Source organism: Halovenus salina, from assembly GCF_026410925.1.
GTDB classification, from domain to species: domain Archaea; phylum Halobacteriota; class Halobacteria; order Halobacteriales; family Haloarculaceae; genus Halovenus; species Halovenus salina.
The window spans coordinates 37,814-61,720 of sequence record NZ_CP112975.1 but is presented as its reverse complement, the minus strand read 5'-3'; the positions used below and the strand labels follow the sequence as shown (position 1 = coordinate 61,720).

Annotated in this window: 17 protein-coding genes and 1 pseudogene; 6 read left to right on the top strand and 12 right to left on the bottom strand. The window is 53.7% G+C overall.

Going from position 1 to position 23,907, the window contains the following annotated elements; all coding sequences use genetic code 11:
- The first annotated feature begins 349 nt into the window (after positions 1-349).
- Positions 350-799 (top strand): TRAM domain-containing protein, encoded by a 450-nt coding sequence (locus OSC37_RS18635; RefSeq protein ID WP_267164504.1) that lies wholly within the window; start codon positions 350-352, stop codon positions 797-799.
- On the opposite strand, the pseudogene OSC37_RS18630 reads toward OSC37_RS18635, so the two are convergent.
- A pseudogene (locus tag OSC37_RS18630) lies at positions 789-968 on the bottom strand (hypothetical protein); the annotation flags it as partial. The gene OSC37_RS18635 and the pseudogene OSC37_RS18630 sit on opposite strands and share 11 nt — an antisense overlap.
- Positions 969-1,321: 353 nt before the next feature.
- Positions 1,322-1,471 (bottom strand): hypothetical protein, encoded by a 150-nt coding sequence (locus OSC37_RS18625; RefSeq protein ID WP_267164417.1) that lies wholly within the window; start codon positions 1,469-1,471, stop codon positions 1,322-1,324.
- 1,587 nt (positions 1,472-3,058) lie between these two features.
- On the opposite strand from OSC37_RS18625, the gene OSC37_RS18620 reads away from it, so the two are divergent.
- Positions 3,059-3,715: a hypothetical protein gene (locus tag OSC37_RS18620; RefSeq protein ID WP_267164501.1), complete on the top strand. Its 657-nt coding sequence runs from the start codon at positions 3,059-3,061 to the stop codon at positions 3,713-3,715.
- A gap of 1,866 nt (positions 3,716-5,581) precedes the next feature.
- Here OSC37_RS18620 and OSC37_RS18615 read toward each other — a convergent pair.
- The 6 genes from OSC37_RS18615 to OSC37_RS19230 form a co-directional block, all read right to left on the bottom strand.
- Positions 5,582-7,135, bottom strand: coding sequence for a primase-associated protein (locus OSC37_RS18615; RefSeq protein WP_267164500.1), 1,554 nt, complete (start codon positions 7,133-7,135; stop codon positions 5,582-5,584).
- Complete coding sequence (locus OSC37_RS18610) at positions 7,129-7,644, bottom strand: bifunctional DNA primase/polymerase (protein WP_267164499.1); 516 nt, start codon at positions 7,642-7,644, stop codon at positions 7,129-7,131. Before OSC37_RS18610 ends, OSC37_RS18615 begins: the two co-directional genes overlap by 7 nt.
- A 99-nt stretch (positions 7,645-7,743) precedes the next feature.
- A complete protein-coding gene (locus OSC37_RS18605) occupies positions 7,744-7,980 on the bottom strand; it encodes a hypothetical protein (RefSeq protein ID WP_267164498.1) in 237 nt (78 codons plus the stop codon).
- Between the two features lie 259 nt (positions 7,981-8,239).
- Entirely contained in the window at positions 8,240-12,133 is a 3,894-nt protein-coding gene (locus OSC37_RS18600; RefSeq protein WP_267164497.1) for a UvrD-helicase domain-containing protein, read from the bottom strand.
- Between the two features lie 6 nt (positions 12,134-12,139).
- Complete coding sequence (locus OSC37_RS18595; RefSeq protein ID WP_267164496.1) at positions 12,140-13,393, bottom strand: PD-(D/E)XK nuclease family protein; 1,254 nt, start codon at positions 13,391-13,393, stop codon at positions 12,140-12,142.
- Positions 13,390-14,328, bottom strand: coding sequence for a hypothetical protein (locus OSC37_RS19230; RefSeq protein ID WP_497007723.1), 939 nt, complete (start codon positions 14,326-14,328; stop codon positions 13,390-13,392). Before OSC37_RS19230 ends, OSC37_RS18595 begins: the two co-directional genes overlap by 4 nt.
- Before the next feature lie 221 nt (positions 14,329-14,549).
- On the opposite strand from OSC37_RS19230, the gene OSC37_RS18590 reads away from it, so the two are divergent.
- A complete protein-coding gene (locus tag OSC37_RS18590) occupies positions 14,550-14,855 on the top strand; it encodes a winged helix-turn-helix domain-containing protein (protein WP_497007722.1) in 306 nt (101 codons plus the stop codon).
- A 62-nt stretch (positions 14,856-14,917) separates the two neighbouring features.
- Here OSC37_RS18590 and OSC37_RS18585 read toward each other — a convergent pair whose 3' ends face one another.
- Complete coding sequence (locus OSC37_RS18585) at positions 14,918-15,772, bottom strand: hypothetical protein (protein WP_267164494.1); 855 nt, start codon at positions 15,770-15,772, stop codon at positions 14,918-14,920.
- Positions 15,765-16,700 (bottom strand): hypothetical protein, encoded by a 936-nt coding sequence (locus OSC37_RS18580; protein WP_267164493.1) that lies wholly within the window; start codon positions 16,698-16,700, stop codon positions 15,765-15,767. The genes OSC37_RS18585 and OSC37_RS18580 overlap by 8 nt, the downstream gene beginning before the upstream one ends.
- Positions 16,701-17,278: 578 nt before the next feature.
- Here OSC37_RS18580 and OSC37_RS19080 point away from each other — a divergent pair.
- The 3 genes from OSC37_RS19080 to OSC37_RS18565 all read left to right on the top strand — a co-directional run bounded on the left by OSC37_RS19080 (position 17,279) and on the right by OSC37_RS18565 (position 20,867).
- Positions 17,279-17,509 (top strand): winged helix-turn-helix transcriptional regulator, encoded by a 231-nt coding sequence (locus tag OSC37_RS19080; RefSeq protein ID WP_368409611.1) that lies wholly within the window; start codon positions 17,279-17,281, stop codon positions 17,507-17,509.
- Positions 17,510-18,883: 1,374 nt separating this feature from the next.
- On the top strand, positions 18,884-20,164 hold the full coding sequence (locus OSC37_RS18570) for a Cdc6/Cdc18 family protein (protein WP_267164492.1): 1,281 nt from the start codon (positions 18,884-18,886) through the stop codon (positions 20,162-20,164).
- A 130-nt stretch (positions 20,165-20,294) separates the two neighbouring features.
- Positions 20,295-20,867, top strand: a complete 573-nt coding sequence (locus OSC37_RS18565; protein ID WP_267164491.1) for a Zn-binding domain-containing protein — start codon at positions 20,295-20,297, stop codon at positions 20,865-20,867.
- A 119-nt stretch (positions 20,868-20,986) separates the two neighbouring features.
- Here OSC37_RS18565 and OSC37_RS18560 read toward each other — a convergent pair whose 3' ends face one another.
- Both OSC37_RS18560 and OSC37_RS18555 read right to left on the bottom strand, forming a co-directional pair.
- Positions 20,987-22,339, bottom strand: a complete 1,353-nt coding sequence (locus OSC37_RS18560) for a DUF790 family protein (protein WP_267164490.1) — start codon at positions 22,337-22,339, stop codon at positions 20,987-20,989.
- Entirely contained in the window at positions 22,326-23,738 is a 1,413-nt protein-coding gene (locus OSC37_RS18555; protein ID WP_267164489.1) for a DEAD/DEAH box helicase family protein, read from the bottom strand. Before OSC37_RS18555 ends, OSC37_RS18560 begins: the two co-directional genes overlap by 14 nt.
- Positions 23,739-23,907: the final 169 nt, after the last annotated feature.

Below are 23,907 nucleotides of genomic sequence, written 5' to 3'. Positions count from 1 at the left end.
GCTGTCTTCCGATTGGAGCGTTAGCTAAAGACGATTACCTAGTATTAAATTATAAATAATATGCGAATGGATGTCTAGGCGTCCTCGCTTGCCAACATGAGGACACCCCCTACCCCGTCATCAATTGCCCCACTTTCGGGGTAGTTTTTGAAAATCGCTCATGAGTAGAGAGTTGTTGGTGACATCTAGCACAGTTTTGAGGATGACCTTGAGTGCTTCATTACTCATAAAGACTGGCAGGAAGTGATGTGCGACCCGTTCTATGACAGTCCCTGCCCAGTAGATGAGGAACAGACGCTGATCAGAGCGGAACATCTATTCATCAGCCATGGCAACGCTGGAATCAGTCATGCATATCTCCAACGACTTACTGTGTTTGTATTCGGCCACTATGACTGAGGAGGACGACACATATACGATTGAAGTGCCGAAGCGCGAGGTCGAACGCGGGAACATCCAGCGTGGAGAAATATACCGGGTGGCGCTTTTGTCTTCCATAGCCGATGCTCCCCCAGCAACCAGTGAACCGTCACCGGGCGAGTCAGCTGACCCCACGTCTGCTCGCCAGCACGGTGAACGAACACACGACCTACCTGTGTCGGAGGGAGAGACACGTGAGGTTGAGATTGAAAGCCTCGGTGACCAAGGCGATGGGATTGCGAAAGTCGAACGCGGCTATGTCCTGATCGTCCCGGAGACAGACATCGGTGACCGAGTGACCGTCCGTCTTCAACAAGTGCAAGAGAATGTCGGGTTTGCTGAGGTCATCGAACGTCATCACGACGTCTCTACCCAGTGAATCGCCTCGAGGTCAAGTGGTTCGAGAGACTCCGTCTCTCGTCATCACGGAAGATTGTTCGTTGCTGGTGAATCTTCTGTGCCTCTTCGATCAGTCGCTCTAACAGCAGTGGCGGAGAGTATCCGAGAAACCCACCCAATTTGTAAACCAGAAGCGGGGCGTGCGACCGGTTGCGGACGCCGACGACACGGAACGTCTTCCTGTTCCCGTCATCGCGTGCGCCCGCGTGTAGCCTCCGTTGAAACTCTGCTTCGATCTCTACAGCAATATGCTTCAGTAGAGATCGTCCACGACATCCTGAATCTTCTTCGCCGATAAGCGTCTAGGTGGGTATCCGCTCGCACTCACAGAGAAGCCGTTTTTCCAAGGCCCCACCCATTGTGAAAGAGCTATTCGCTGAGTGATTTCTTCACATCAGTCGATGTCTCAGAAATACCGATTTGAGCTACCCATGAGTAACGTGAATAGCATGACTCACGTGACAACCGTGACAGACTCAACAATAGGGGGGCGGGGGCAATCCTATTTGCGGTTAGCAACAAGCATCCGAGTGTCGTAGGAAAGGCGACAGACGGGTGAAAGCCCGGCACGCGGGAGGGCCGTCGCAACGTCCTCAACGTGTTCCGTAGCGAGTTCGTGAATGCTCTCTGTGAGGTTCCGTAATCTACCCATATCGCCAGAAGGCGTCCAAATCCCCTGAAATCAGCGATCAAATTCGCAGAGGGAACCGGGGTTCAACAGAGCAAGGAATGTCGTGGTAACCCCGGAGCGAGGACAGCACCGCAGCGAGGAGTGCAGGAGCGACCGAATGGAAGGAGGTCCGTGTCATCGGGTGGACCGCTACAGAAAATGAGCGCTCGGCGAGCGCAATGTGGAAACCGACCGGGCTTGGAGCGCCAGAGCCCCGAGCGCCGTCGAGGACACGCCCGCAGGCAAGCGAGCACCAGGGCAACGAGCACAGCACCGCAGGCCGCCCGCATAAGCATCCGTCGAGGACAGCACCACAGACGGTTCACCCCACAGAGGCTCGGAGGACAGCACCGGAGAGCCTCGATTGATAAGCGCGGTCGGAACCGGTGGCTCTCGTGCAGTGCTCGGGGTGGACCGCCCGGAGGCGACCCCGGCGCAGCTTGCTGCTCCTCATGTGTGGGTGCAGTTGGGTATGTGATGATGAAGTTGCGCCGAAGGCGGACCAGCGCCAGTTCATCTGGCGCGCACAGCGCGCGAGGGATGCGCGGATCGTGTTCGTTTGCGAAAGCTCGCCAACGGCGAGTGGTAGGATGCGATCTGGAAATCGGAGAAATGCGGCGTGATTCTGATGCTGAGCGGTGAGAGGCCAACGACCGCGTGGAGGAGGCCGACCAGCGGTGTTGTGCAGTAGCGAGTCGAACGACCGCGAGGAGAGAGACGATCAGCGGTGCTGTGCGATATCGAGGCCGACGACCCCGAGGAGGAGGACGACAAGCGGTTCTGTGAGGAAGAGTGACGGACGACCGACCTCGAGGGAGGACGCCGACGACGAGTCACGGAGATGCGAGCTGAAAATCGTAAGGACGTGGTGTGATGCTGATGCTGTGCGTCAAGAGAGGCGGACGACCGACCCAGAGGGAGGACGCCGATGGAGATAACGACGACGATGACGATGCTGTGATGGAGAGACCGACACGACGGAGGTCGACTGTTGTAGTAGTCGAGAGTGATGATAGAGAAGCGTGTGCGTGACAGTTGGAGTACGGCAGTAACAGCGAAGCTGGGCAATGAACACCTGGTGGACTGAAAGGGCGAGACGGGTTCGCGCCATCGGAGAGTCGCCTGAGTGGCCGCTATCTGCGAGTGCGGGCGGTTGACCGAGCAGATATGCCACTCAGCGACCGCGAACCCGTTGAGGGCTTTCAAGGTCGTCACTGCAACACAACAAGAGGCTCTCCGCGTGTGATGGAAGGGGCGTGTCGTGAGAGCGCCGATGAGTGTGAGAAATACCACAGCACGACCAACAGAGTCGAAATAGCCATTCGGAGTCGACTGAAGCGTGAGGAAGATGTACGCGCGAGTAACGCACGATAATGGGTTCTGGTGTCTGTCCACGATTCGTGTCGTTTTCCGAATGCTCCGGAGAAATAGTCACCTCGCCCAAGAGACCAATCGTTGAGTGTCCCGATAGCGACGAGGGCGATGATGCTATGCATCAGGGGAGATTGTCGTGAGAGACACTAGAAATATTTTGAGAGTTGCCGATGAATGTAGCAGTGGAGAGATCGCATGAGTGAATCAGAAGACGTAGAACAAGAAGAATTGGACGATCAAGAGATGGAAGAACTCAGCGAATCCGATGAAACACGGAGCGAAGAGACGCCAGTGGACAACGAGTCAGGGAGCGAAGAGACACCAGTGGACAACGAGTCAGGGAGCGAAGAGACAGCAGAAGATCGTGAAGACAACGAAGACGAGGACGTTCTCAGTGGCTTCGATGATGACGTGTCCCTTGGACTCAAAGGCTCAAGCTACGTTAGATTCAGTCCAAAGGGCGAGAGGATATCCCCTAACTCCCACCTCTCCCAGCGTCACCTCAGGGGCTACTACGCCTATACTATCCTCTACAACGAGAGCGAGAACGAGCTCTATCTGAAGACGCTCACGGAGGAAGAGACCAACAAGCTGAGAGCGGAGCGCCCTGGAGTAAAGATCAAAGAGATTGATCTGGAGGATAAGAACAGCGTCTCTGAGATGGCAATCAGAGAGCTAGTGCGACAGTTCAGCATCAAGGACCAGTTCGATGATGAGCTGAGCATGCGCTATTATCCCGACTGGGATGAGGAACGTGAGTGTGTCATCGTCGACCTGGACGAGGAGCCAAAGAAAGTTGGCAACAGGAACAACAACAGCGACAGTGACGATGTAGAGTCCGTGGACGAGTAAGAAGACAACAATAGACTTCTTCTGCTACCGTAAAAGACGAGTCAACCAAGGACAACACAACCCTTCTGCTACCGAAGAAAATAGAGCAAGAAGCCTCCAAAGACGCTCCACTACTATCCCCATCACCTTCTCAAAATACTGTGAGAAAAGTGGTGAGGTGAACAAAAACAGAGCAGTCAAAGAACGAACGTCACAGACGTACGATACTGCCACACCCTCAGAAGAACGGGTGTGAACCATCCTAAGCGCCGGGCTGATCCCCGCGCTACATGCTCATTGATTAGCGTCACACACGACTCCCACTCCCTTTCCACTCCCATCCTACCCCACACCTCACTCCCCGGCCACGCTCTATCGACCTGGCCGCCCGTGGCGGCCAGTTCGAGAGGGGGGACCCACAGACCCAACGGACGTTGGGTCGAGGACCGTCCCTCTCGTAAGCGGACACAACACACTCGGACAGGAACGCGACGATGGATACAGAGTCGGACAGTCGCTAGTCAGGGACCCGTTGGTGCATGAGAACAACAGCGGATCAACGCGTCTCATGTGCGAAGAAAACACGAGTGTGTAGGCGGTCAGTGATGCATACGTGGCGCATATGCATCATCTGGCCCCGCAGTGTCCGCGCACCACACCGATAGAGCAGCCGCGGAGACCCCCTCAGAGGCCCCCGGACTGTGCCGCCTGAACAGTCCCACACCCCCCAGCCCCAGCTGGCGTTTGAACGAACCTGTTACTTTGTAAATAGATTGTTTGAGAAAGTGATTCTGAAATATGGCTAAATGCCAACTCAGGTGGGGGGTGTGATGGTACGAAAATCGGCCAAATAACTGCCCCATATACCCCTCTCACGACCTTAGATTGCTTGGGCCAGCCTATAACGCGTTCTAAAACAGGCCCACAGATTCTCAAATCGCCGTTTCTGACGGTCTGATTATGTGAAAATCGTATACGCAATCATCGCTATTATTGAACCGCTCTATGTGCTGCGATTCTGCCGTATACGCAATCGTCGCTATTATTGAACCGCTTTGTGTCAGGCGATTATGTGAGATATAGTTTCAGCACCAAACAGACAGGAAGATTATATTACTATGAACCATTTTTTGAATCGTATACGCAATCGTCGCTATTATTGAACCATGCCATGTACTGCGATTCTTCCGTATACGCAATCGTCGCTATTATTGAACCATGCCATGTACTGCGATTATATTGATTAACTGGAGTAATGTACTTCAGACAGAATAAAAAATGCTCTACAGTAATCAAAAAATCGTATACGCAATCGTCGTTATTATTGAACCATATTGTGTATGGTGGTTCTATCGTATACGCAACCGTCGTTATTATTGAACTACGTTGTGTACCGTGATTATATTGATTAACATGGGTAATGTATTTCAAACAGAAAGAAAAATGCCCTGTAGTAATCAAAAAACCGTATACGTAATCATCGCTATTATTGAACTGTACTGAGTACTGCGATTATAGAGTATACGCAATCGTCGTTATTATTGAACTGTACTGAGTACTGCGATTATATTGATTAACATGGGTAATGTATTTCAAACAGAAAGAAAAATGTCCTGTGGTAATCAAAAATTCGTATACGCAACCGTCGCTATTATTGAACTGCTTTGTGTGGTGTGATTCTAACGTATACGCAATCATCGCTATTATTGAACTGTACTGTGTATTGCGATTATAGCAATTACCTATGATAATATGCCATTATTGGGGCTATTCTCCGCCTATACAAGCAATTATTGCTGGTTGTTGAGTGAGTTGGCTGCCTCTATGAGCACCTCCTCAGAACCCGCTCCAAAACTCCGCTTGGAACCTCCACACCAACCCGAAAAACTACCGCCGACCGTACCCGTCGTCGTCCTCGCTCAGTCGGTTGTACACATCGTCGCTGAAATTCAGACTTTGGTAGATCGAGTAGTCACAATTTTCTCGTCCGATACACACATCTTCGAAGTTGCGATTGTCGTTGTTACAGCCAACCGGCAGGGGTGACTCACCTTCAATATCTTGCTTCTTCTCGTACCGGACTTGATAGTCTGTTATTTTCTCTCGATACCAGGGGTACTGCGAGAACCACTCTTTGATGTCTTCAACGCTGAAGTCTGTCTCCAATTCCAGGATGATACGGACCATACTGAACAGGTACCACCGCCGTGGTGCTGAGTCCGACATAGCCATCTCGTGAATGTTTTGCATACACGGGAGTTCCAGTAGGTCTTCAAGCTCAGTCACCTCGACAACCTTCGCGTTCGACTTGTGGTACTCAATCAGATATTCGTTCGGGTCAACGTGAGTGTCCACCTCCACATTGTCTACGTCGCTATCGTTCGCCAGATCAACGAGTACCATCCCAACTCCTTGGGGAGAGGTCAACCCTTCGAGTGTCTTCTTCACCCAGTCAATGTCAGTCGCCCCGTGGAAGATACTCGTCGCTCGTGCAATCTGTTTGCTGGTCAGCGGCTCACCAAATGCAGCCACTTCTGAGTCTACGTGGTCTATCGCTAGCAGGATCGCTTTCAACTTCGGCGGGTACCGGTGGGCTTTGAATACTTTGTCTGCTTCGCCGTACTCAATCCACTCCGTGATTTTGTTGTTGATTCCCGTGAGCGCATCACGGTAGGTGTCCAGTTTGTCTTCCGGAATATTGTCGTAGACGATTTCTTCTAGACACCGCGCCACACCACTCCGCCCGAAGAATGCGTCCCGGTACTTTTTGACGTGATCCGAGAGGGGAACGTAGACGTACTTCCCTCTGATGATGGATTGGATGTCGCCACCTGGCTTGTTGTCTTTCCGGGCTTCGCAATGCCGGTTCGCGTGAGCCAATGGCACCTTGAAGAATTTTGCATCTCCCAGTGGTTCGAGTGTGTCAATTCCTTCGACTGGCTCACCAGCTGGTGGGCCGTACTCATCTTCCTTATCTCGCTCGTAGACGACTGTCCCCAGAGCTGTGTATATCTCGTCACCATGCTCTGAGGTACGGGCCGCCCGGTACACATTATTGAGATAGTATTCGTGCAGCCGCTCGTGGATGATGCAGTCGCGGCTGTCCTTCTGTATCTTCGGGTGTCGCTGGACCAGCACTGAACCGAATGTCATGAGCAGCATGAGCCGACCGGGGTCTGGATTTGTGAGGTCAATGTCCGTTGCATCTTCAGGGTCGGACTCACCCGCAAGCATTTCATCCAGTTCTGGCTCTTGGAAGGCACAGGCAGTGAACTCCGCCACGTCGTTGATCATCGCTTTCTCGTTTGCCTCCCCGTTCGTGCTATAGTACTGTGCGCCCCGCTCAAGCAGGAGCCGCCGATTCAGTTTCGAATGGTTGCGCGGATTGATTGCAACCTGCCATGCACGGACCACGCTTTTCGTAGGGTCTTTCGTTACCATTGGATATCACCGTCGTTGGTGCGCACTGATTGCGGAAGTGCTGCCTCTTTGATGAAGTCAAAGTCACGACTCGTGATAGGCGTGACAATTCTGTTGACCTCTGTGTGCAAACTGTATGGAAGCCGGATAACTCGTGACCGGTCCCAGGTGACTTCATCGTCAATCGGAAAGCCGAGTCGCTCGTTGATGTATCGACCAATGTATTTCCGGGACTGATGAGTCAGCGTGAGGTAAGGGTCATCCGACTTCGCATAGATGTGGACTCCCTGGCCACTGTAAAAGACATCCGCACTGTCGAAGCCAACGGTATCGGTGAGCCAGTCTCGAATCTCGAAACCGTTGTGGATGGCTTTGCGGATGTCTTGGAACTCGTATGCGTACTCGTTGGTGACCGACTCTGAGACAGGTCGCTCAGTGGCCTCAGATTCGTCGCTGTCCGGTTTCTCGTCTGCGATGGTCAGTGGGACATCTGTCTCGGCATCGACTGCATCTGCACGGGGTACTGTCACTGGAGCAGGCTCAGAGGAGAATACATTGCGCTCTCGCAGGTGCTCCTCCTCGATAGAGGCAAGTGGGATTCCAAAGGGACGCCGTCGTGAATTACCGACTTACACCGACAACGCCGCGAGAAGCCACTCATCCTCCACTGTATCCAAGACGACCGACGTCGTCAACGTCTGGGAGAGCAGAGCGAACAACTCTATCCGATTCATCGTCGAATTGTATCGACTCACCACTGTCTCTACCAACCCTTCCAGTGTCTCGTGATCGCTGACCACCTGCTCACGAATTGCCAACCGCGTCAGTAGCAGGTCGTGCTTGTTCTTCAGTGGGCTGCGTGCCAAGTCGCGGGAAAACATGTCAAGATATAGTAAATTGGTGGGCGGCGGGCTACTGCTAAGCCGGACGAGCCGTGTAAAGGCTGCTCTGGCAGATCGCTGGGCCGGTGCAATAGCCGTTCAGACAGCAAAATAGCTCCCGACTCACGCAAATCTGCATCTAAGTTTATTACGCCGCTGTCTTGTGATTGGGCTCTTAGCTAAAGGCGGATGGACGGATGTTGTATGAATGTTGCTGTGGCACTCTCAAATGAAGCATTCAGACTCAATCCGAGAATTGCTGACCGGATTTTAGTCTTTCATACAGTGCCGCTAACTCTTGTTCGATTTTGAATTCATCACCGTCAACCAGCAGTGACTCACACTCCACCCCAACCATCTTCACCCGACCTGAGATATCTCCATCCACTTGGGACGCAAGCAGCGATGTATACGCTCCCACCTGAATTCTGTACCGTTCCTTCGTCTCCGAATGTGGATCCTGAAGTTGCAGCTTCAGATCGACGATCTCCCAAGTCCCGTCCTTCTGTTTGAGGACAAGGTCGCCTGAACCGTCAAACTCGAACTCAACGCCGTCAATGCGGATTAAGCCTGTTAATGATTTCTCCAGATAGACCGCCTCAGATTCCTTGATACGCCGCCAGCACTCTGTATCCCGTAATTGGGAACCGACATGCGAAGTGAGGAACGCCACAATCTCTCCGCGAGTCGATTCCGTGAGGTGGCCACAGTGTCTCTCAACGGCCGCCGATGCAAGCGGGCGAAGCGCTAGAATCTCTTCTACAGCTCCCTCTCCATCTGTTTGTCGAGACCTCACTCGATGGATCATCAGTCGCATGAAACTGTGAGCGATAGTCCCGAGTACTTCCGGCTCAAGATCTCCTACTTCGAACGGCGCTTCGAAACCCACTCTGTCTGTGTCCATCTCTGTGTGCAATTCCGTATTCTGAAGATGCGCAAGCATCCATTCTTCGGGAGAGGTAGCCAGCGGCGCGAGCGTACTCGGACGAATGAGCCGTGGAATGAAAGCTGGCAGTGTTTCCTGTGTGACTCGACTACTTCCCGCGAAACGGTCGTCACCACCAGCTGCTCTCAATTCAACGGGTGACTTCCCTACACCGTTCTGACGGCCCCCAGCCTGCAGCGACACATCGTTTACCGAAACCGTCAACGGTGTTTCCTCACCACGTGTGTCAACGAGGTATTGCCCTGCACGGGGTGAACCGCTAAATCCGAGTCCGTTTCGGATCGCATCCACCCATCGGTCGCGCTCTGAAATACCCGCAGGGCTCGTCCGTGGCAATGGAATGACCAGATGGTCTCGAGCACGTGTCAACGCCACGTACAGCAATCGCCATGCTTCAGCACGGTGTGAACGTGCGACGCGCTGAAGCTGGTCGTGACCAAGCAGCTGATCGGGACTCTCTGCTGTCTCTGGAGAATACCACTGCTCGGTCGCCCACCGCAAGCCAACGTCACGTACCAGGCCCGACCGTCCACCAGTGTGATGCCCAGTGTCTGAATCTGCACCGGAATCTCCACCTGGAGTATACAGACCATTCGAGAACACCGAGAGTGGGCGAGAAGTAAGAGACAAATCGTGGTCGAGCTCTGGCGGTGCAAGTCCTACCACGTCGCCGGAGTTGATGAATCGTTGGTTGGACGTACCTGGTGCCCACAACCTGAACCCCACATCAGCCAATGCAATTACGTCAGCCTCATCGCCTTTCATCTGATGGATTGTTTTGAAGACGACATCCGCCTCACCATCCTCAGTGACAGGCTGGGGCGGGCCCTTCCGCGGCTCGTTTCGAACCGGCTCAACTAACTCGACAGCACGTGACGTAGACATCCCATCACCACTATCCAGCGAAACGAGCCACTCTTCGAACGCATCCAGGTTTGCAACACGTGATGCCGGCGATTCCTCGCTGACGAGGTCATATCTATCACTGCGCAATGCCAGCGTCTCGATCACGTCCGCGGCCAGATTTCGTGCTGTCTGTGGATACTGGATGTTGACCTGTGTTCGAAGCTCTGTAAGAGCCCGAAGGACCTCCTCCTCCCGTTCTGACAACTCTTCACTCCTCTCTGCAAGCACTGCATCCAATTCCCACTGGTGTGAGGCACACGCGGTCTCTAGTTCTCCAACATCGAGACTAGTGGCAGACATGAGTCTCTCGGTACGCGCTGGTTCCAGTGGATCGATCAGCCACTCCATCACATCGACCACCGCACACACAGCCGGCGACTCGAATAAAGGAGTGCTGGCATTGAGAACCGACAGTCCTTCAGCTCGGAACGCTTCTGCATACGTCTCCATGTGTCGGCACCGCCGAAAGAGAACTGTAATCGGCGGATTACAATTCCTCTCTGATCTATGAGAGTCATCAGAGGAATCCTCCGTCTGACTGGTAGGGGTAAGTGTTCCATCCGCCAAGCCACCAGCCAGATACGTCGCCAGCAGCCCAGCTTCACCTTTCCGACCTGAGGGACGTACGTACTGGTCACTTCCCGGAATTCCCTGTCGATTGAACGCTGCAATGTGGATACCTGGCTCATCGGTTGATTCACGCACTGCCTCCAGCCGTGGATACTCCATTTCAAGCTCGCCGAGGTTCCCCTGCTCCGGATCAGTCAGGACTGGCTCCGCGATTGCATTGATTGCTCGGGCAATCGCCGGTCGGCACCGGTACGTCCGGGTTGCCGTCTCCACTACATGTGTCTGCCAGTCATTTTCAAAATATTTCCCCTCTTCGATGGCAGCGGCGAACAGCTCAGGATGTGCATCCCGCCAGCCATAGATACTCTGACGGATATCTCCCGCAGCGAAAACTCGTGCATCCGACCTGACCAACGGGGCTAACGCATCGTGCTGGAGAGCCGAGAGATCCTGGGCCTCATCAACCAGCCAACAGTCGATTCGATCACGGTGACGGGCCAACACTCGCTTCCGACGACGCGCCATGTCAGGATTGTCGCCCGTATCCTGACGGGGCACCACCGCGCTGTCTTCCGTCATATCTCCTGAGTTACGGCTCTCTCGTTGCTCCGTCTGTTCGTCCTCACGCGTAAACGTATCAGTTCGGCTCTGGCTGCCAGCACTATCCTGCTTCTGTCCCCGAGATGCCGTGCTGTATTGAGGGGTTTTCCCTGCAACGACATCTGGATCGAAGAATTCGGCCACCAGATACGCACAATCGAGATGTGAAAGGACACCACGCTCCCGACTCAGGGAGTCGTACGTCTCACGATACCCCGACAAAACCGTACAGAAGTCCTCGATTCGTGCCACCCACGATTCCCGAAGTTCCTGATCTGCTGCCACAAGCGAACGACAGTCCTCCTCCGACAGCGACTCAATCGCCTCCTCCGCTGCAGACGCTGACACACACCGCGCAAGCGAAGCCCCAATGTCCTCAATCGATGTCGTCTCACCCTCAGCGTACACTGCATCGATCGTATCCAATAACCGTTCCCGGAACTCATCGTGAGACAGTCGATGCGACCGGCAATACCGCAATGCTGACCGCAGCAACTCCGCCACACCGGCGTCGTACTCTCTTGTCGGGTAGGCCTCGGTCAATCGGTCCACTGCCGACGAATACGCCGGATCTGACCCGACTGCATCGAAACAGGCTCTATGAAGCTGCTCCAGATGCGCATCGTTGCCGGTCGTCGGCATTTCCCTGAATCCTACGTCACTGAGAATCTCACTCAGAAGCGTCCGAATTACGCTGTCGATCGTGCCGATATACGGTGCCTGTCGAACGCGATGGAGGAGCGCAGTCAGTTCCTCGTCGGTCGTTTCAGCCCCAGCTGGCGTCATATCGTGTGTAACAAGCGCCTCCAGACGACTCGTGATATCCGAGCGGATCGTCGACGCCTCGTCCCGAGAAAATGTCACCACACACAGCCGTCGTTCCGGTGTCGGATCGCCTGCAACCCACCGCTTGAGCAACTCCTTGGCTGCGAGATCACTTCTGACGAACGACTTTCCCGCACCGGGAACGCAGTTCAACACGAATAACCCAGAATTGGTATCGAAGTACGCCTCCGCAATCAGCCGTTGTGCTCCCTTCAGTCGAGGCGGGTCCGATGTCTCCGCAGTCGAATCCGAGTGGTCGTCGTCTGTCGACGAGGACTCCTGATTACTCATGACTCATCACCCTTCAACCTCCCCCTCCGAAGAGTCCGCGTTCGGTAAGAATGATTCCAGTTCCTCAGGGATCCGCCGCTCGACCTCGAGAAGACCAACCGCCGAAGAGCGGCTCACTCGTTCAACCGGAACCGACTCCAATAGCGGCGACCGTCTCCGATCACCGCCGTCGCTTCCCGTTGTGTGTCGAGTCAACACAACACCCTTCGTCGCAGCCGCCACCGTATCCGCGAACTGATCGTAATCCTTGATCCCGCTCCATCCGAGCCGGGGTGCAACCTGATCTAACCCCTCTTCTCCCCTGCGCACAGAGTCCTGAAGAGAGACTGGGACGAGTGACTCCTGCTGTTGCGGCCAGACACCAGCCGACAATCCCACGGCGATGACGTACGGGACCTCTCGTCCCCAAGCATCGTTCGCTTCAATGATGTCCAGAGCCCGTGCGTTGGCGTGTTCCCGACGGCCAGGTCGCTGCGTTGCATACGACTCACAGAGTCCAGCGATCCGATCCCACGACTGCTCGCTCCAATCCAACTCCAGTCGCTGGCCGTACGTCCGTGCAACCCGCTCGATAAGATCATCCATCCGCGTGACAGCTCGCACCGCTCGCTCCGTCTCCAGTAACGCCGGCCCGTCACGCTCCTTGCGAATCGGGAGTACATACTCACGATACCGCTGCAGTACCCCACCAAGGATGTCAGTCGACTGTTCCGGTGACGGCCTCTCAGGACACGCCATCACCCACTCCAAGTACGACAGTAACTGATCGTTCCCCCACGACTGCTCTGAAACGCGCGTCTGCCAACCCTCGATCGACACCGCATCAGTCGGCGCCTGATGAGACATCTCCCGAACAGGACTCATATCCAATGGCCACTCATCTAACGGTTCAGGTGGAACCCATCCAAATGCAAGAGGCATCACTACCGTCTCGAACGTAACCTGGTCCGCTGCGAAGATATCGCAGAGCGTCTTACACATCCGATACGGCAGTGTTTCGACGAGGCGTAACTGCGTCCAGATCGTCGGTGCAATATCGTGTCGAATCGCTGCCCGGACAAGCAAATCCTCATAGCCGTCTAAATCACGACTAACAACCAGAATATCACGAATCGGAACTCCACGCTCTCGTAATTCCGCGACCATCGACAGTGCAATCCGTGCTTCCATCGCCGGCGTCGACGCTGGAACTTCGACTATCGGAACCTCCGATTCAGGACAGAAACCAGCAATCGAACGGGACAGAACGCTCTCAGTCATCGAATATCAAACACCTCCAATCCCGGCGTCTCGATTGCGAACAAATCCAAAAGTCGTTCTTGCACCACCGGGGCCGACGCCCGCCGCAGAAACAAATGTACCTCAACATCAGTCGTCACGAGCAGACTCACCAGAAAGTCCACTAGCGACGCCGACAACGTACTTATGCCGCAGACCCAGACCCGCTCAATCGACGCATACTCCGCATCCCACGGTTCCCCATCCTGCGAAACCAATCTTCGACATGCCCAACGGAGCAGCGCTCCTGTTGATGTGACACGGTCTGTCCGCACACGCAACGCACGTTCGATTGCGACTGTGCCTGCCACAAAATCCTGCATATCCGTCGCTGCTGGCCTGTCCCTCCCATTGCAATACTCACGAAGAGCAGTGAGGCGATCAGGATGGTACCCTGTTATTGTCTCCAACTCGTTTCGAGCCTGGTCCACGAGTTTGACTGACTCTGCTGGGTGTGGTCCAAGTACCATCTGTAACCGGTCGGTCGCTTCAGGCGTCTCTCGCAGCAGCATCTCCAAGAGAGCGATGCGATCCACACGATCAACCAGTCCTGGAGGCGTCTGTGTCGCCGTCTCGACCACCTGCGCAGCAACAGCATCTGGACTAACGAGAGAAAGCGTATCTCGAGGAGTATCCGCCGCCGCCAACCGGCGCTTGATTGTCCGGCGATGCAAGGCAACAGGCGCAAGAACGAGCTCAGTCGGGAACGGTGAATGGTCACCGTATGACACTAACGGTGTGAGATCACCAACATGGACAACAACCTTCCTGTCAAAGGTTGCTTTCGACAATAACGGTTGCTGCTGGGTCTCCACCTGCTCACCGTCCCCGCGAATCCCCGGCGAGGATGCCTCCTCCCCAAACACCTCCAGAGAAGTCTGCACCCATCCAGATGACCCCGGGCCACCTCCACCCATTACAACCACCTCATTTCGCCTCCACCAGAGAACGCTCTCAAAACCCAGCCGTTCCTCGATGTGGGAAAATTGATACACAACCCGCCAGATTCCGCGCTCATATTCATACAGTATATAGCGCAAGTACTTAAATCTGAGTCATATAACGATTTTCTGAATTAAATAGCTTGAAAGTCTCAGTAACCGATGCATCTAACAACCAATGACCAGAATTCGCTGGTATGCGACCGCGGGTCCCGTGGATGAACGAAACTGATGATGCGATCCTCGAGTTCTTCGAGGAACTAGAATCCACAGGACTCAACGTCTGGCTTGCCCCAACCCCAGTCTGGATTAACCTCACCCAAAATCTCAGTGTACTCGAGAAGTCACGCGATACAATTTCGCGCCGGATGGGGAAGTTAGCCGAAATGGGCCTGCTCAAACGTGTCGATGATCGACGCGGATATTATTGCATCACAGACAAAGGGATGGCATATTTAGCCGGAGAACTCGATGCTGAAGATCTTATTCCACCAGAAAGGTGAACGTCGGTATACCTCAAGACTTCAACCAGCTTAACGGGATCCCAAAGGGACGCCGTGGTGGATTACTGACTTACTGACAACGCCGCGAGAAGCCACTCATCCTCCACCGTATCCAAGACGACCGACGTCGTCAACGTCTGTGAGAGCAGTGCGAACAACTCCATCCGATTCATCGTCGAATTGTATCGACTCACCACCGTCTCTACCAACCCTTCCAGTGTCTCGTGATCGCTGACCACCTGCTCACGAATTGCCAACCGCGTCAGTTGCAGGTCGTGCTTGTTCTTCAGCCCCAACTGCTGTGCTCGCCAGTCTTGTGTGCCGTCTCGTCCCTCACCTGTGATTCCTTTGTGACACGCACGGCACAGACAAATCCCCTGGTCTGGATCACGATGCCAGTGGTGGTAGTCGAACATCTCAATACCAAACTCCGGGAGTGATCGCCGACACAGCGGACATCTAACCTTCCACTCCCACCCAAACTGCTTTGCCTGCTTCGTGTACTCTTCTGTGTACTCTTCCGTTCGAGGATACGATTCACCAGTCATGATTCCCGTCCACAGATGCCGATCCCAATAGCCCGTCGTCACCGACTCTAACTGCTCGACACTCGGTGCCGTCTCCAATGAAGTCACTATCGCCACCGCACTCCATCGCTGCAGCCCTGTCTCGCAGGTCTGACACTCCTCTTCGAAGTGTGCCAATCTGGATGGGATGCCATCTCGGTAGCGCGTGATCACGTCACCACAGCCCGAGCAGAGAATCGACACTGGCCGCTGCTGCAGAACCTCATCCTCTTCAGCTGCCTCCAGAACCACTGGTTCGACCGAACACGAACTGCTCTCTCCAAACGGGTTCTGTCTCGCCGTGATCGACGGCAGGACCCCCTCGAACGCCACCTGCTGATCCCTATGCATCACTGTCACCGTCACTACGTGAGTTACTCTGCCCAGGATCGAACTCCCCCAACTCCACGTCACTCTCGTCACTCTCGAGACTCGCGTCTTCCAGCGTCTGCAAGTCCCACCGCGTCGCCTCTCCATCCGCGCTTCGGGAAGAGTTCTCCACACTCCGTGGTTCCGATGTGGAATCCTCGTCAGCAGTTACAGTGTCTGCCTCACGATTGTGTGCCTCAGTGTTTCCCGGCGTCTTCGACTGCCCCTCGATGTACGGCGTAATGTCTTCGCTCTTTGCGTACGCTCGCAGCAATTCCGCTGACGATTGCTTGTCATTCGCCTCATACACACCCGCGATGTTTCTACTCAGGAACTGCCGAGACGGATTATTCGACTCATCCGCCAGTGCATCCACTGCTGCAATGATCGCCGTTGGGTCCTCGCGTGACTCTTCACGATCCACCCACTGTTCAAACGGGAATTGGAATGCTTTCGCCCGTCGACGCATAAGCCCGACTTGTCGGGGACTCCGCTTGACGATCCCAGCAATTACGTCCTCATGGTCCTCGACTGTGTCTTCCAGTTGCCGGCAAAGCCGATTCACCAACTCGTCGAGTATCCGATTCCGGAGCTCCGCTGGCCGAACCGGGATGACACCACGAGCATCATGTTCATCCGGGACTTGCCACGGCAGCCCGTACGTCTCCTCGACATGGTCTTTGACTACAATTCGCTCGACGGCCGGCTCCACGACATCCAACGCCATCAACGAGTACAATGCCTGACGAACACCCGGGTTGCTGCCTAAATTGACGTTTTCTAAGATCTCACCAGTTGTCGCAGGCCCCTCCTCACCGAGGTACTGCAAGATTTCCGCACGGTTGGGCTCGAGCGTGACACTCCCCAGACGCTGCTTGATTCGATGTCGGAGGTCTTCTGTCGTCGGCATCTGTGCGATCCAGACACTACAGCGCAGGCACCGCGTCTCCAACTCTGTGAGATCAGGGTCACTGTCACTGGGGTCTTCTTGTTCAATCCGCTGAACGAGCAATTGTGCCGATCCATTGTGAGCACGTCCGCGACAGCCCTTGATCTGGCACCGATGTCCGTCTCGCTCAAGAACCTCCTTGCAGAGTTGCTTGGGAATCGAATTGTGTTCCGCGTAAATCTGCTCTTCCAAATCCGCTCGATCCTGCTCAGACTGTCCCGACCCGGACTCTGAGTTAGCGTTACTCGCCATCGGCACCTACCTCTCGTCGTGTGCTGTCATTCAATAGCTGTTCGCCAATCGTTCCGGAGGTTTCATTTCCGGTCCAATAGTTAGTTTGCATTGCTTCGTCAATCCGGCGAAGTGTGGTCCGGTGTTGCAACCACCGGGCCGCTTTTAACGCGGACTCACTTCGTATGATTATCTGTTCCCCGTCCACTTATATATTACTATTCGTAAGATACGAATAGATGCAACTTGAGAATGGTTACAAGAAGACAAGAATTATTGTAAGAGAGCAGCCGTAGTAAAACGTAAGAGTGCCGCTCCGACCAGAAGACCTCAATGAAACAGATGAAGCTATCCTCGATGAGCTTGCTCAAGGGCGTGTAACACCCCAATATGTTGCAGATCAACTAGATATTAGTCGCCCATACGCTAGTGAAAAACTCAAACGATTTCTAGAACATAATCACGTGAAAAGGCTGGCCTCTGGATTATACGAATTAGAGAATGATCCAAGAACAAAAGAAAATAACCTAAGTAAATAAGTTCGCGCTTGAAATTACACTTTGTGGAATGTCCAGTATATCCCTACCCTGTAGTGCTCCCTATTGCAGATAGAACTGCACGGCATGGTAAAACACGATTCTCGTGAGTAAGCGAACGACCACTCGAGAGAGTACAATTTGGACAATTATTTGATTCTCCGCTGCAGACAGTCACTACCAGTGAATTGGCTGGTAGACTCCTTCATTCACGAGCGTCGAGAACGAACGTAGTGACTCCTAATGCAACGATTTCAGTGGCTGTTGACGACGAGCTAATCAAGTAAAATCAAATTAAAGCCCAACGTGCTTGAGATCTTGAACGCGAAGATGGTTCGTAGAACCTTATGTAACATACTACAATTGATCGAGTGGCAGTTGTTACATAAGGTTCTACTGACCACGGCTACATTTTCCCTTCGAGGATCACGTCAATGTTCCCTGTACGTTTGGAGGTATTCAATTGAAGGTTTCAAAAGATGAAACGTATTCCACAACGCCCTGTGAAAGAATGATCAGATTCCTATTTAGCGATTTACAAGCTCTTTGCTACAATCATACTAGAAGAAATTGGGCGTGGAAGAATAGTACCTCCCCCCGGTTTTCACGAGAGTGTGGTATGTGGTAACAAGCTGGTGATTTTTCATCTCCCCTCACCCCAGTTTTCACGAGAGTGAGGAGACAACACGTCAATTTCACACTCATGAAATACGGGGTGTAACATTATCCATATTCTGAATACCGCGGCGTTGGGCTCATCGGTTGCGAGAAGCCGAGTACGTCGCCGAACGGTACGAGGAACCAGAGCGGTTATCTGCGGAGTTGTAATCACTCGATAACGCCCCTTCAGAAGATGTTTCAGATGCTCCATTCGTCAGAGAGGTCCTAATTCACGAGACGAGAACAACGATGTTGGCGACCTGGAAGCGACGAGGACTAGATCCGCTTGAACAGTTCCAGTCAATTCTCGTGGGAGAGAAATCAGATAACGACGAGAGGCATCACTGGGCGGTGATTCTTAATCCACCTATCCAACTACGAAAGTGTAGTCCCCTCCCCCCGGTTTTCACGAGTGTCACCATAGAGGAAGAGGGCAAGAAACAATATCTATCGCTTTTTCCTAGATTCTCTACAACTACAGAACAACTACTAGTGTAATACGGGTATTGTTATCAACTCTCTATATTAAAACTTTCTCTGTGATATAGTCTAATTTTCATTCTCCCCTAGTTCATAAGGGAAACTCTCGTGAAAATCGGGGGGAGGGGGTGGATGAAGGGTCTAATCGTCCCGTGAAGCAGTGGCTACCTCTCATGAAACAGATGACTCTCATGAAACGGTGGTTTTTTGTCACATACCGTGCTTCTGTTATCTACGATGGGTCTTGAACCGTTCTCCCCCGACTCGACGATTTTTCGGGATGAATCTGTCCTACGGGACGGGTACCAACCCGACCGCCTCATCGAGCGAGATACAGAACTCGAGCAGTACCAGAGTGCACTCAAACCTGTTATTAATGGGGCCCCGCCAAAGAACTTATTTCTCTATGGACAAACAGGGGTCGGAAAGACACTATCATCCAGGATGGTTGTTGATCGATTAATTGAGGATCAGCAACAAATCGATGGCGTTGATGTACACGTCGTTGAATTGAATTGCAAGTCGCTGAACAGCAGCTACCAGGTGGCTGCAAACCTCATTAATCAGTTCCGTCCACGGGACGAGCAGATTAAACCGACTGGGTATCCGAGCGGCATGATTTATAATATGCTGTTCGATGAACTGGAGGCCCTTGACGCAACGCATTGCCTTGTAGTACTAGATGAGATTGATGCTATTGGGAACGATGACAATATTCTGTATAAGCTTCCGCGAGCTAATGATAACGGTAACGTTGAGGAAACACTGGTTGGAGTTATTGGCATCTCAAATGACTTCACGTTCCGCGACAACCTTTCGGCCCGTGTGAAAGACAGTCTCGCTGATGAGGAGATTCATTTCCCACCCTATGATGCCAACGAACTTGGGAACATCTTGAAACAGCGAGCAGGTGAGGCATTCCACGATACTGAGGCTACGCAGCTTGACGATGGGACCTACGAGTTACAGTCTAACATTTTGGAAGGTGATGTAATTCCGTTATGTGCGGCATTCGCTGCACAAGACTCGGGGAGTGCCCGACAGGCGTTGAAGCGACTCTATAAGGCTGGAGATCTGGCTCGAGATGAAGAATCTGATGTCATTTCCGAAGCACATGTACGGCAGGCAGATGAGATTGTTGAACGCGATAAAGTACGTGAGGAGTTAACTCGGTTGCCGACGCAGAGTAAATTGACTCTCTACTCGCTACTATTGTTGGAGCAAGAGGGTGAGACGCCGTCCAAACGTAACCGGATATATGAGCGATATGTTATGGCTGCAAAGCGTATCGATGCGGATGTTCGGACGGATCGAACAATTCACGATCGGTTGTCGCAGTTAACATTAAAAGGATTCTTGGACGTTGATGAGCAGAATAAGGGGCCGAAGGGTGGTTCGTATTATGAATACGAGTTTTCGATTCGTCCGGATTTGGCCCAAGAAGTTCTCGAAGAAGACGATCGACTAGCGGAATTATTTGCTACTGATGGGACAACGACAACACTAGATTCGTTTTGATAGCCCGTTGCACGACGGTCTCAGGCCTGTCATAGAATCCATCTCATAGCTTCTCACAGCCTGGCTCGTTTCCTCACTCGTAGTTGGTAATTGCAACGACGAGCCGTAGGCATAGCGCATCAGGATAAAAATGCTGACGCACAACAGCAATGACTGTGGGTTGGTCGACCTGACTGTCCGGAACGAATACGACGGTTATTTGGGGTACGACAGCCCCAGCGACGACAACCCGGTAGAAACAGAGTTCGAGCAAGAGGTGCCGGAGCACGAAATCGAAACGACAGGAACGCACTTCTCACTCTCGCCTGCTGTCCGAGTGGATCTCCCTGAGAGTCGCAAGGCCTTGATGGAGGAGTTAGGAGTGGGCCTGCACGCGGTCGAACACGCGCTCATCTCGTTGCTCCCTCGGGAGGTTCTCTGCGACCGGGGGGACGTGGGTGGTCTCTTGATCAGCCACCACCCAGAGACAGAACTGCCGACCGTGTTCGTCTACGGCGGCTACCCTGGTGGTGTAGGGCTGGTAGCCACTGCCTATGAGGCGCTGGGCCGACTGCTGGATCGGACCGACGACCTGATTGATAAGTGTGGGTGTCGGGAGGGCTGTCCCAGTTACATCCACTCGCCACAGTGCGGGAACGCGAACCGGTACTTGGACAAAAGCGCTGGAGAATGCGGTCTTAAACCGCTACACGTAGCTGCCTAGCATCCGCTACACCTGCACTGAATAGGTAAAAAGGCTGCCGTCGCGGGTTCAACCTGCTCCGACAGGCAACCATTCGCTTCGCTTACCGACGCTTGGAGTGGAACACCATTCTCCTGAACTCATCGGTGTAATGAAACCTCGACGGCGTATTCTTCTGCTAATTCCACGACATCGTAGACGTGCATCCCTGTTTTGAACCACAGCACACGGTCATCCATCCCCTCAAAATCCTCCGACGAGCAGTCGAGTCGCTCGGAGACAGCGATGATCAGATTCTCACGGTCTGCATCTCGTATCTTTGCCAGCTTCTCATCAAGATACTCTGGCGTCCAGAAGCCCACGATTTCGAACAGTGCCCGCCGTCCGTCTGGATGTTCGAGGGCGAAGTCGGGGAGCATCACCTCAGCACCCAGGTCCAACACGTCGTCTTCTCGCCGGAGTTCCCAGTCCGTGTTCGCTCGTTCCCATTTCTGGGCGAGTGTCCGTTCGACGTCGGAGTCGAACTCACCCTGAGCAGAGTAGTGCGACGACAGGTCATCGGTGTGGTCAAGTTCGAACGATAGGGTCCGCCCCGTGGAAGCACTTTCGTCGTCAAGGATATCAGCTTCTACGTCCCAGCGATCACACAACGGGAGCGCAGGCAGGAAATTCGCCATTCGAATGCCGTACTTCCGTGATTTCGAGAAGAGAGACGCTGCCCCATCCAAGATAGCTTCGTAGCCCTCTGCGACATCGGTACTTGCCACCCGATTACCGTTCCTGTCGATGGGATAGATCCGGTGCATCAAGCCAAACAACTTGACGTAGCTGAAGACTGTCGCAAACGAGTCCCAGACTCGGATCTGCATCTCCGTAGCATCATATAGAACAGCCTGTGCGAGCGCAAGATTGTAGCGTGTGAGCAGCCAATCGACCGTGATCGTATCTTCGGCGTAGGACTCCTCACTATCGCCTGTCAACCGAGTCGTGGTTGGTGAGTCGTCCGTCTCCTCGTATCCATCGGAAACACGGTGTCCAAACTGCACGAGTCGCTTGTTCTCCTCGAGGTCAGCGTACATTCCCCGATAACACTCTTCGAGCGTGATGCCGAGTTGATCGGCAATCGAACTGTAGACTTCTAACTTCTGGGTGTCTTCACCAAGCGTCGGTTGTCGGACAATCGGATATGAGTCGTTAGCTTTCTCGAACAGTAACTGACGGATTTCTCGTGGTTCGACTGGAGCTACTGTCTCGAACTCACACTCGTCTTGGAGGAGTTTGGCCAGTCCTTGGACGATTTTGTAGTCGGTATCGGCGACAGTCAACTCGTCAATCGTCGATTCGAGCTCGCCCTTGGACTCGCCAAGATGTGCTTCGAAGATGTCGATCAATTCGCTGGCTGTCTCCCGATATTGCTGGTCGTCAGTGTCGATAAACAGCGGTTCGATGTACCTGTCCCGCGTGCGAGAGCGGGCGAGATCAGCTGTCAGCATCGGCACTCACCCCTTGGCGACGGCGCTGGGAGACGTACGTTTCCATCGTATCTTCGGTAATAATCTCGTAGAGACGAGCAGGCTGGCGATCGTCGGTGGGGCGGAGAATCCGCCCGAGACGTTGTGCGTACTGTCGTTTCGAGGCACTCCCGGAGAGAATGATGCCAACGTTTGCAGCGGGAACGTCGATTCCTTCGTCGAGGACTTGAGAGGTGACCAGCATAGAATACTCGCCGCTCCGGAAGCGGTTGAGAATCTCACTGCGCTCGTCTGTCTCAGTCTGATGGGTGATACACGGGAGGATGAACTCTTGGGAGATGTCGTATGCGAAATCGTTGTTGGCAGTGAAGATGATCGCCCGGTCATCGTGGTGACGTTTGAGGAGATTGTCGAGGGTATCGAGTTTCTTGTCGGCGGTCCGAGCGATGGTTTCGGCGCGTTGTTTGGCGATTAGCGCTCGGCGGCCATGCGGATCGTAGGAGGTCCGTTTGAGGAATTCTTGATAGCCATTTTCCTTCCAGATCTCGAAGTCGTGATTGTCGACGTACTCTCGGTAGAGTTGGTATTCCTCGTCGTATCGCTCGCGCTCGTCGGGCGTGAGTTCGACTTGGAGATGGATGGTTTCGTACTCGCTGAGATACTCACCAGCAAGATTGTCAACATCTTCTGCATAGACGACAGGGCCGATCAACTCTTTAAGCACTTCCTGTTGGCCATCGGCGCGTTCGTAGGTTGCGGTGAGACCGAGGCGATAGGGAGCAATGGTCATTTCGGGAATCTGCTGGTAGGTGGGAGCTGGGAGATGATGGACTTCGTCGACGACGAGCAAGCCAAACTGATCGCCGTACTCGTTGATGTAGCGATAGGCGGAATCGTAGGTGGTGACAGTGATATCAGTAACAGTGTGATCGCCGCCGCCGAGGACGCCAACGTCGTCGGGGAGTTGGTCGCCGAAGGCGTTGGTGAGAGTGGCGTGCCACTGGTTCAAGAGATCAATCGTTGGGACGACGACAAGGGTGCTGACGCCAGCGTCGGCGATGGCTTGCACAGCGAGGAATGTCTTGCCGCTGCCAGTCGGGAGGACAACACTGCCGCGGCGGTGATGGTCAGTCCAGGCTGCCAGGGCGGCCTGCTGGTAGTCGCGGGGTTCGATCTTGACCGCAGGTGTGAGATAAAGATCGCTATAGGCACGGGCATCGTCTTCGAGGGTCTCGACAGGCGCAGTCGATTGTTGGAGTGTGGACTGTCCATCAGTGTCTGACTCCGCCCAGTCTTGGAGGGACCGATATTGCTGGGCTCGTGCGCGGTACTGGTCGACGCGGTCGTCCCACTCTCCGTAGGGGACCGAATCTGGGGCGTCCTCGAGGAGGAGCGTGCCGTCGTCGAAGACCAGACGCATTGTAAGAGAGTGTACGGGCGGGCCCATGCTGTGTCTTGCGGAGCGGAGTTCCTGACTGGCAATTGGGATCAATCAGTGACGACGCTCGAATTGTTAACCAACAACTCCGCAATATCGCACCGGTTGTTGGTTAATATTGGACATCTCTCCGCTGACTTGGAGAGGCCCA

Coding starts and splice junctions, on each gene's coding strand:
- OSC37_RS18570 (WP_267164492.1), top strand. CDS start 18,884: ATGGGTCTTGAACCGTTCTCCCCCGACTCGACGATTTTTCGGGATGAA.
- OSC37_RS18620 (WP_267164501.1), top strand. CDS start 3,059: ATGAGTGAATCAGAAGACGTAGAACAAGAAGAATTGGACGATCAAGAG.
- OSC37_RS18595 (WP_267164496.1), bottom strand. CDS start 13,393: ATGACTGAGAGCGTTCTGTCCCGTTCGATTGCTGGTTTCTGTCCTGAA.
- OSC37_RS18590 (WP_497007722.1), top strand. CDS start 14,550: ATGCGACCGCGGGTCCCGTGGATGAACGAAACTGATGATGCGATCCTC.
- OSC37_RS18625 (WP_267164417.1), bottom strand. CDS start 1,471: ATGGGTAGATTACGGAACCTCACAGAGAGCATTCACGAACTCGCTACG.
- OSC37_RS19230 (WP_497007723.1), bottom strand. CDS start 14,328: ATGGGTGGAGGTGGCCCGGGGTCATCTGGATGGGTGCAGACTTCTCTG.
- OSC37_RS18565 (WP_267164491.1), top strand. CDS start 20,295: ATGCTGACGCACAACAGCAATGACTGTGGGTTGGTCGACCTGACTGTC.
- OSC37_RS18560 (WP_267164490.1), bottom strand. CDS start 22,339: ATGCTGACAGCTGATCTCGCCCGCTCTCGCACGCGGGACAGGTACATC.
- OSC37_RS18585 (WP_267164494.1), bottom strand. CDS start 15,772: ATGCATAGGGATCAGCAGGTGGCGTTCGAGGGGGTCCTGCCGTCGATC.
- OSC37_RS18580 (WP_267164493.1), bottom strand. CDS start 16,700: ATGCCGACGACAGAAGACCTCCGACATCGAATCAAGCAGCGTCTGGGG.
- OSC37_RS18600 (WP_267164497.1), bottom strand. CDS start 12,133: ATGAGTAATCAGGAGTCCTCGTCGACAGACGACGACCACTCGGATTCG.
- OSC37_RS18635 (WP_267164504.1), top strand. CDS start 350: ATGCATATCTCCAACGACTTACTGTGTTTGTATTCGGCCACTATGACT.
- OSC37_RS18615 (WP_267164500.1), bottom strand. CDS start 7,135: ATGGTAACGAAAGACCCTACGAAAAGCGTGGTCCGTGCATGGCAGGTT.
- OSC37_RS18555 (WP_267164489.1), bottom strand. CDS start 23,738: ATGCGTCTGGTCTTCGACGACGGCACGCTCCTCCTCGAGGACGCCCCA.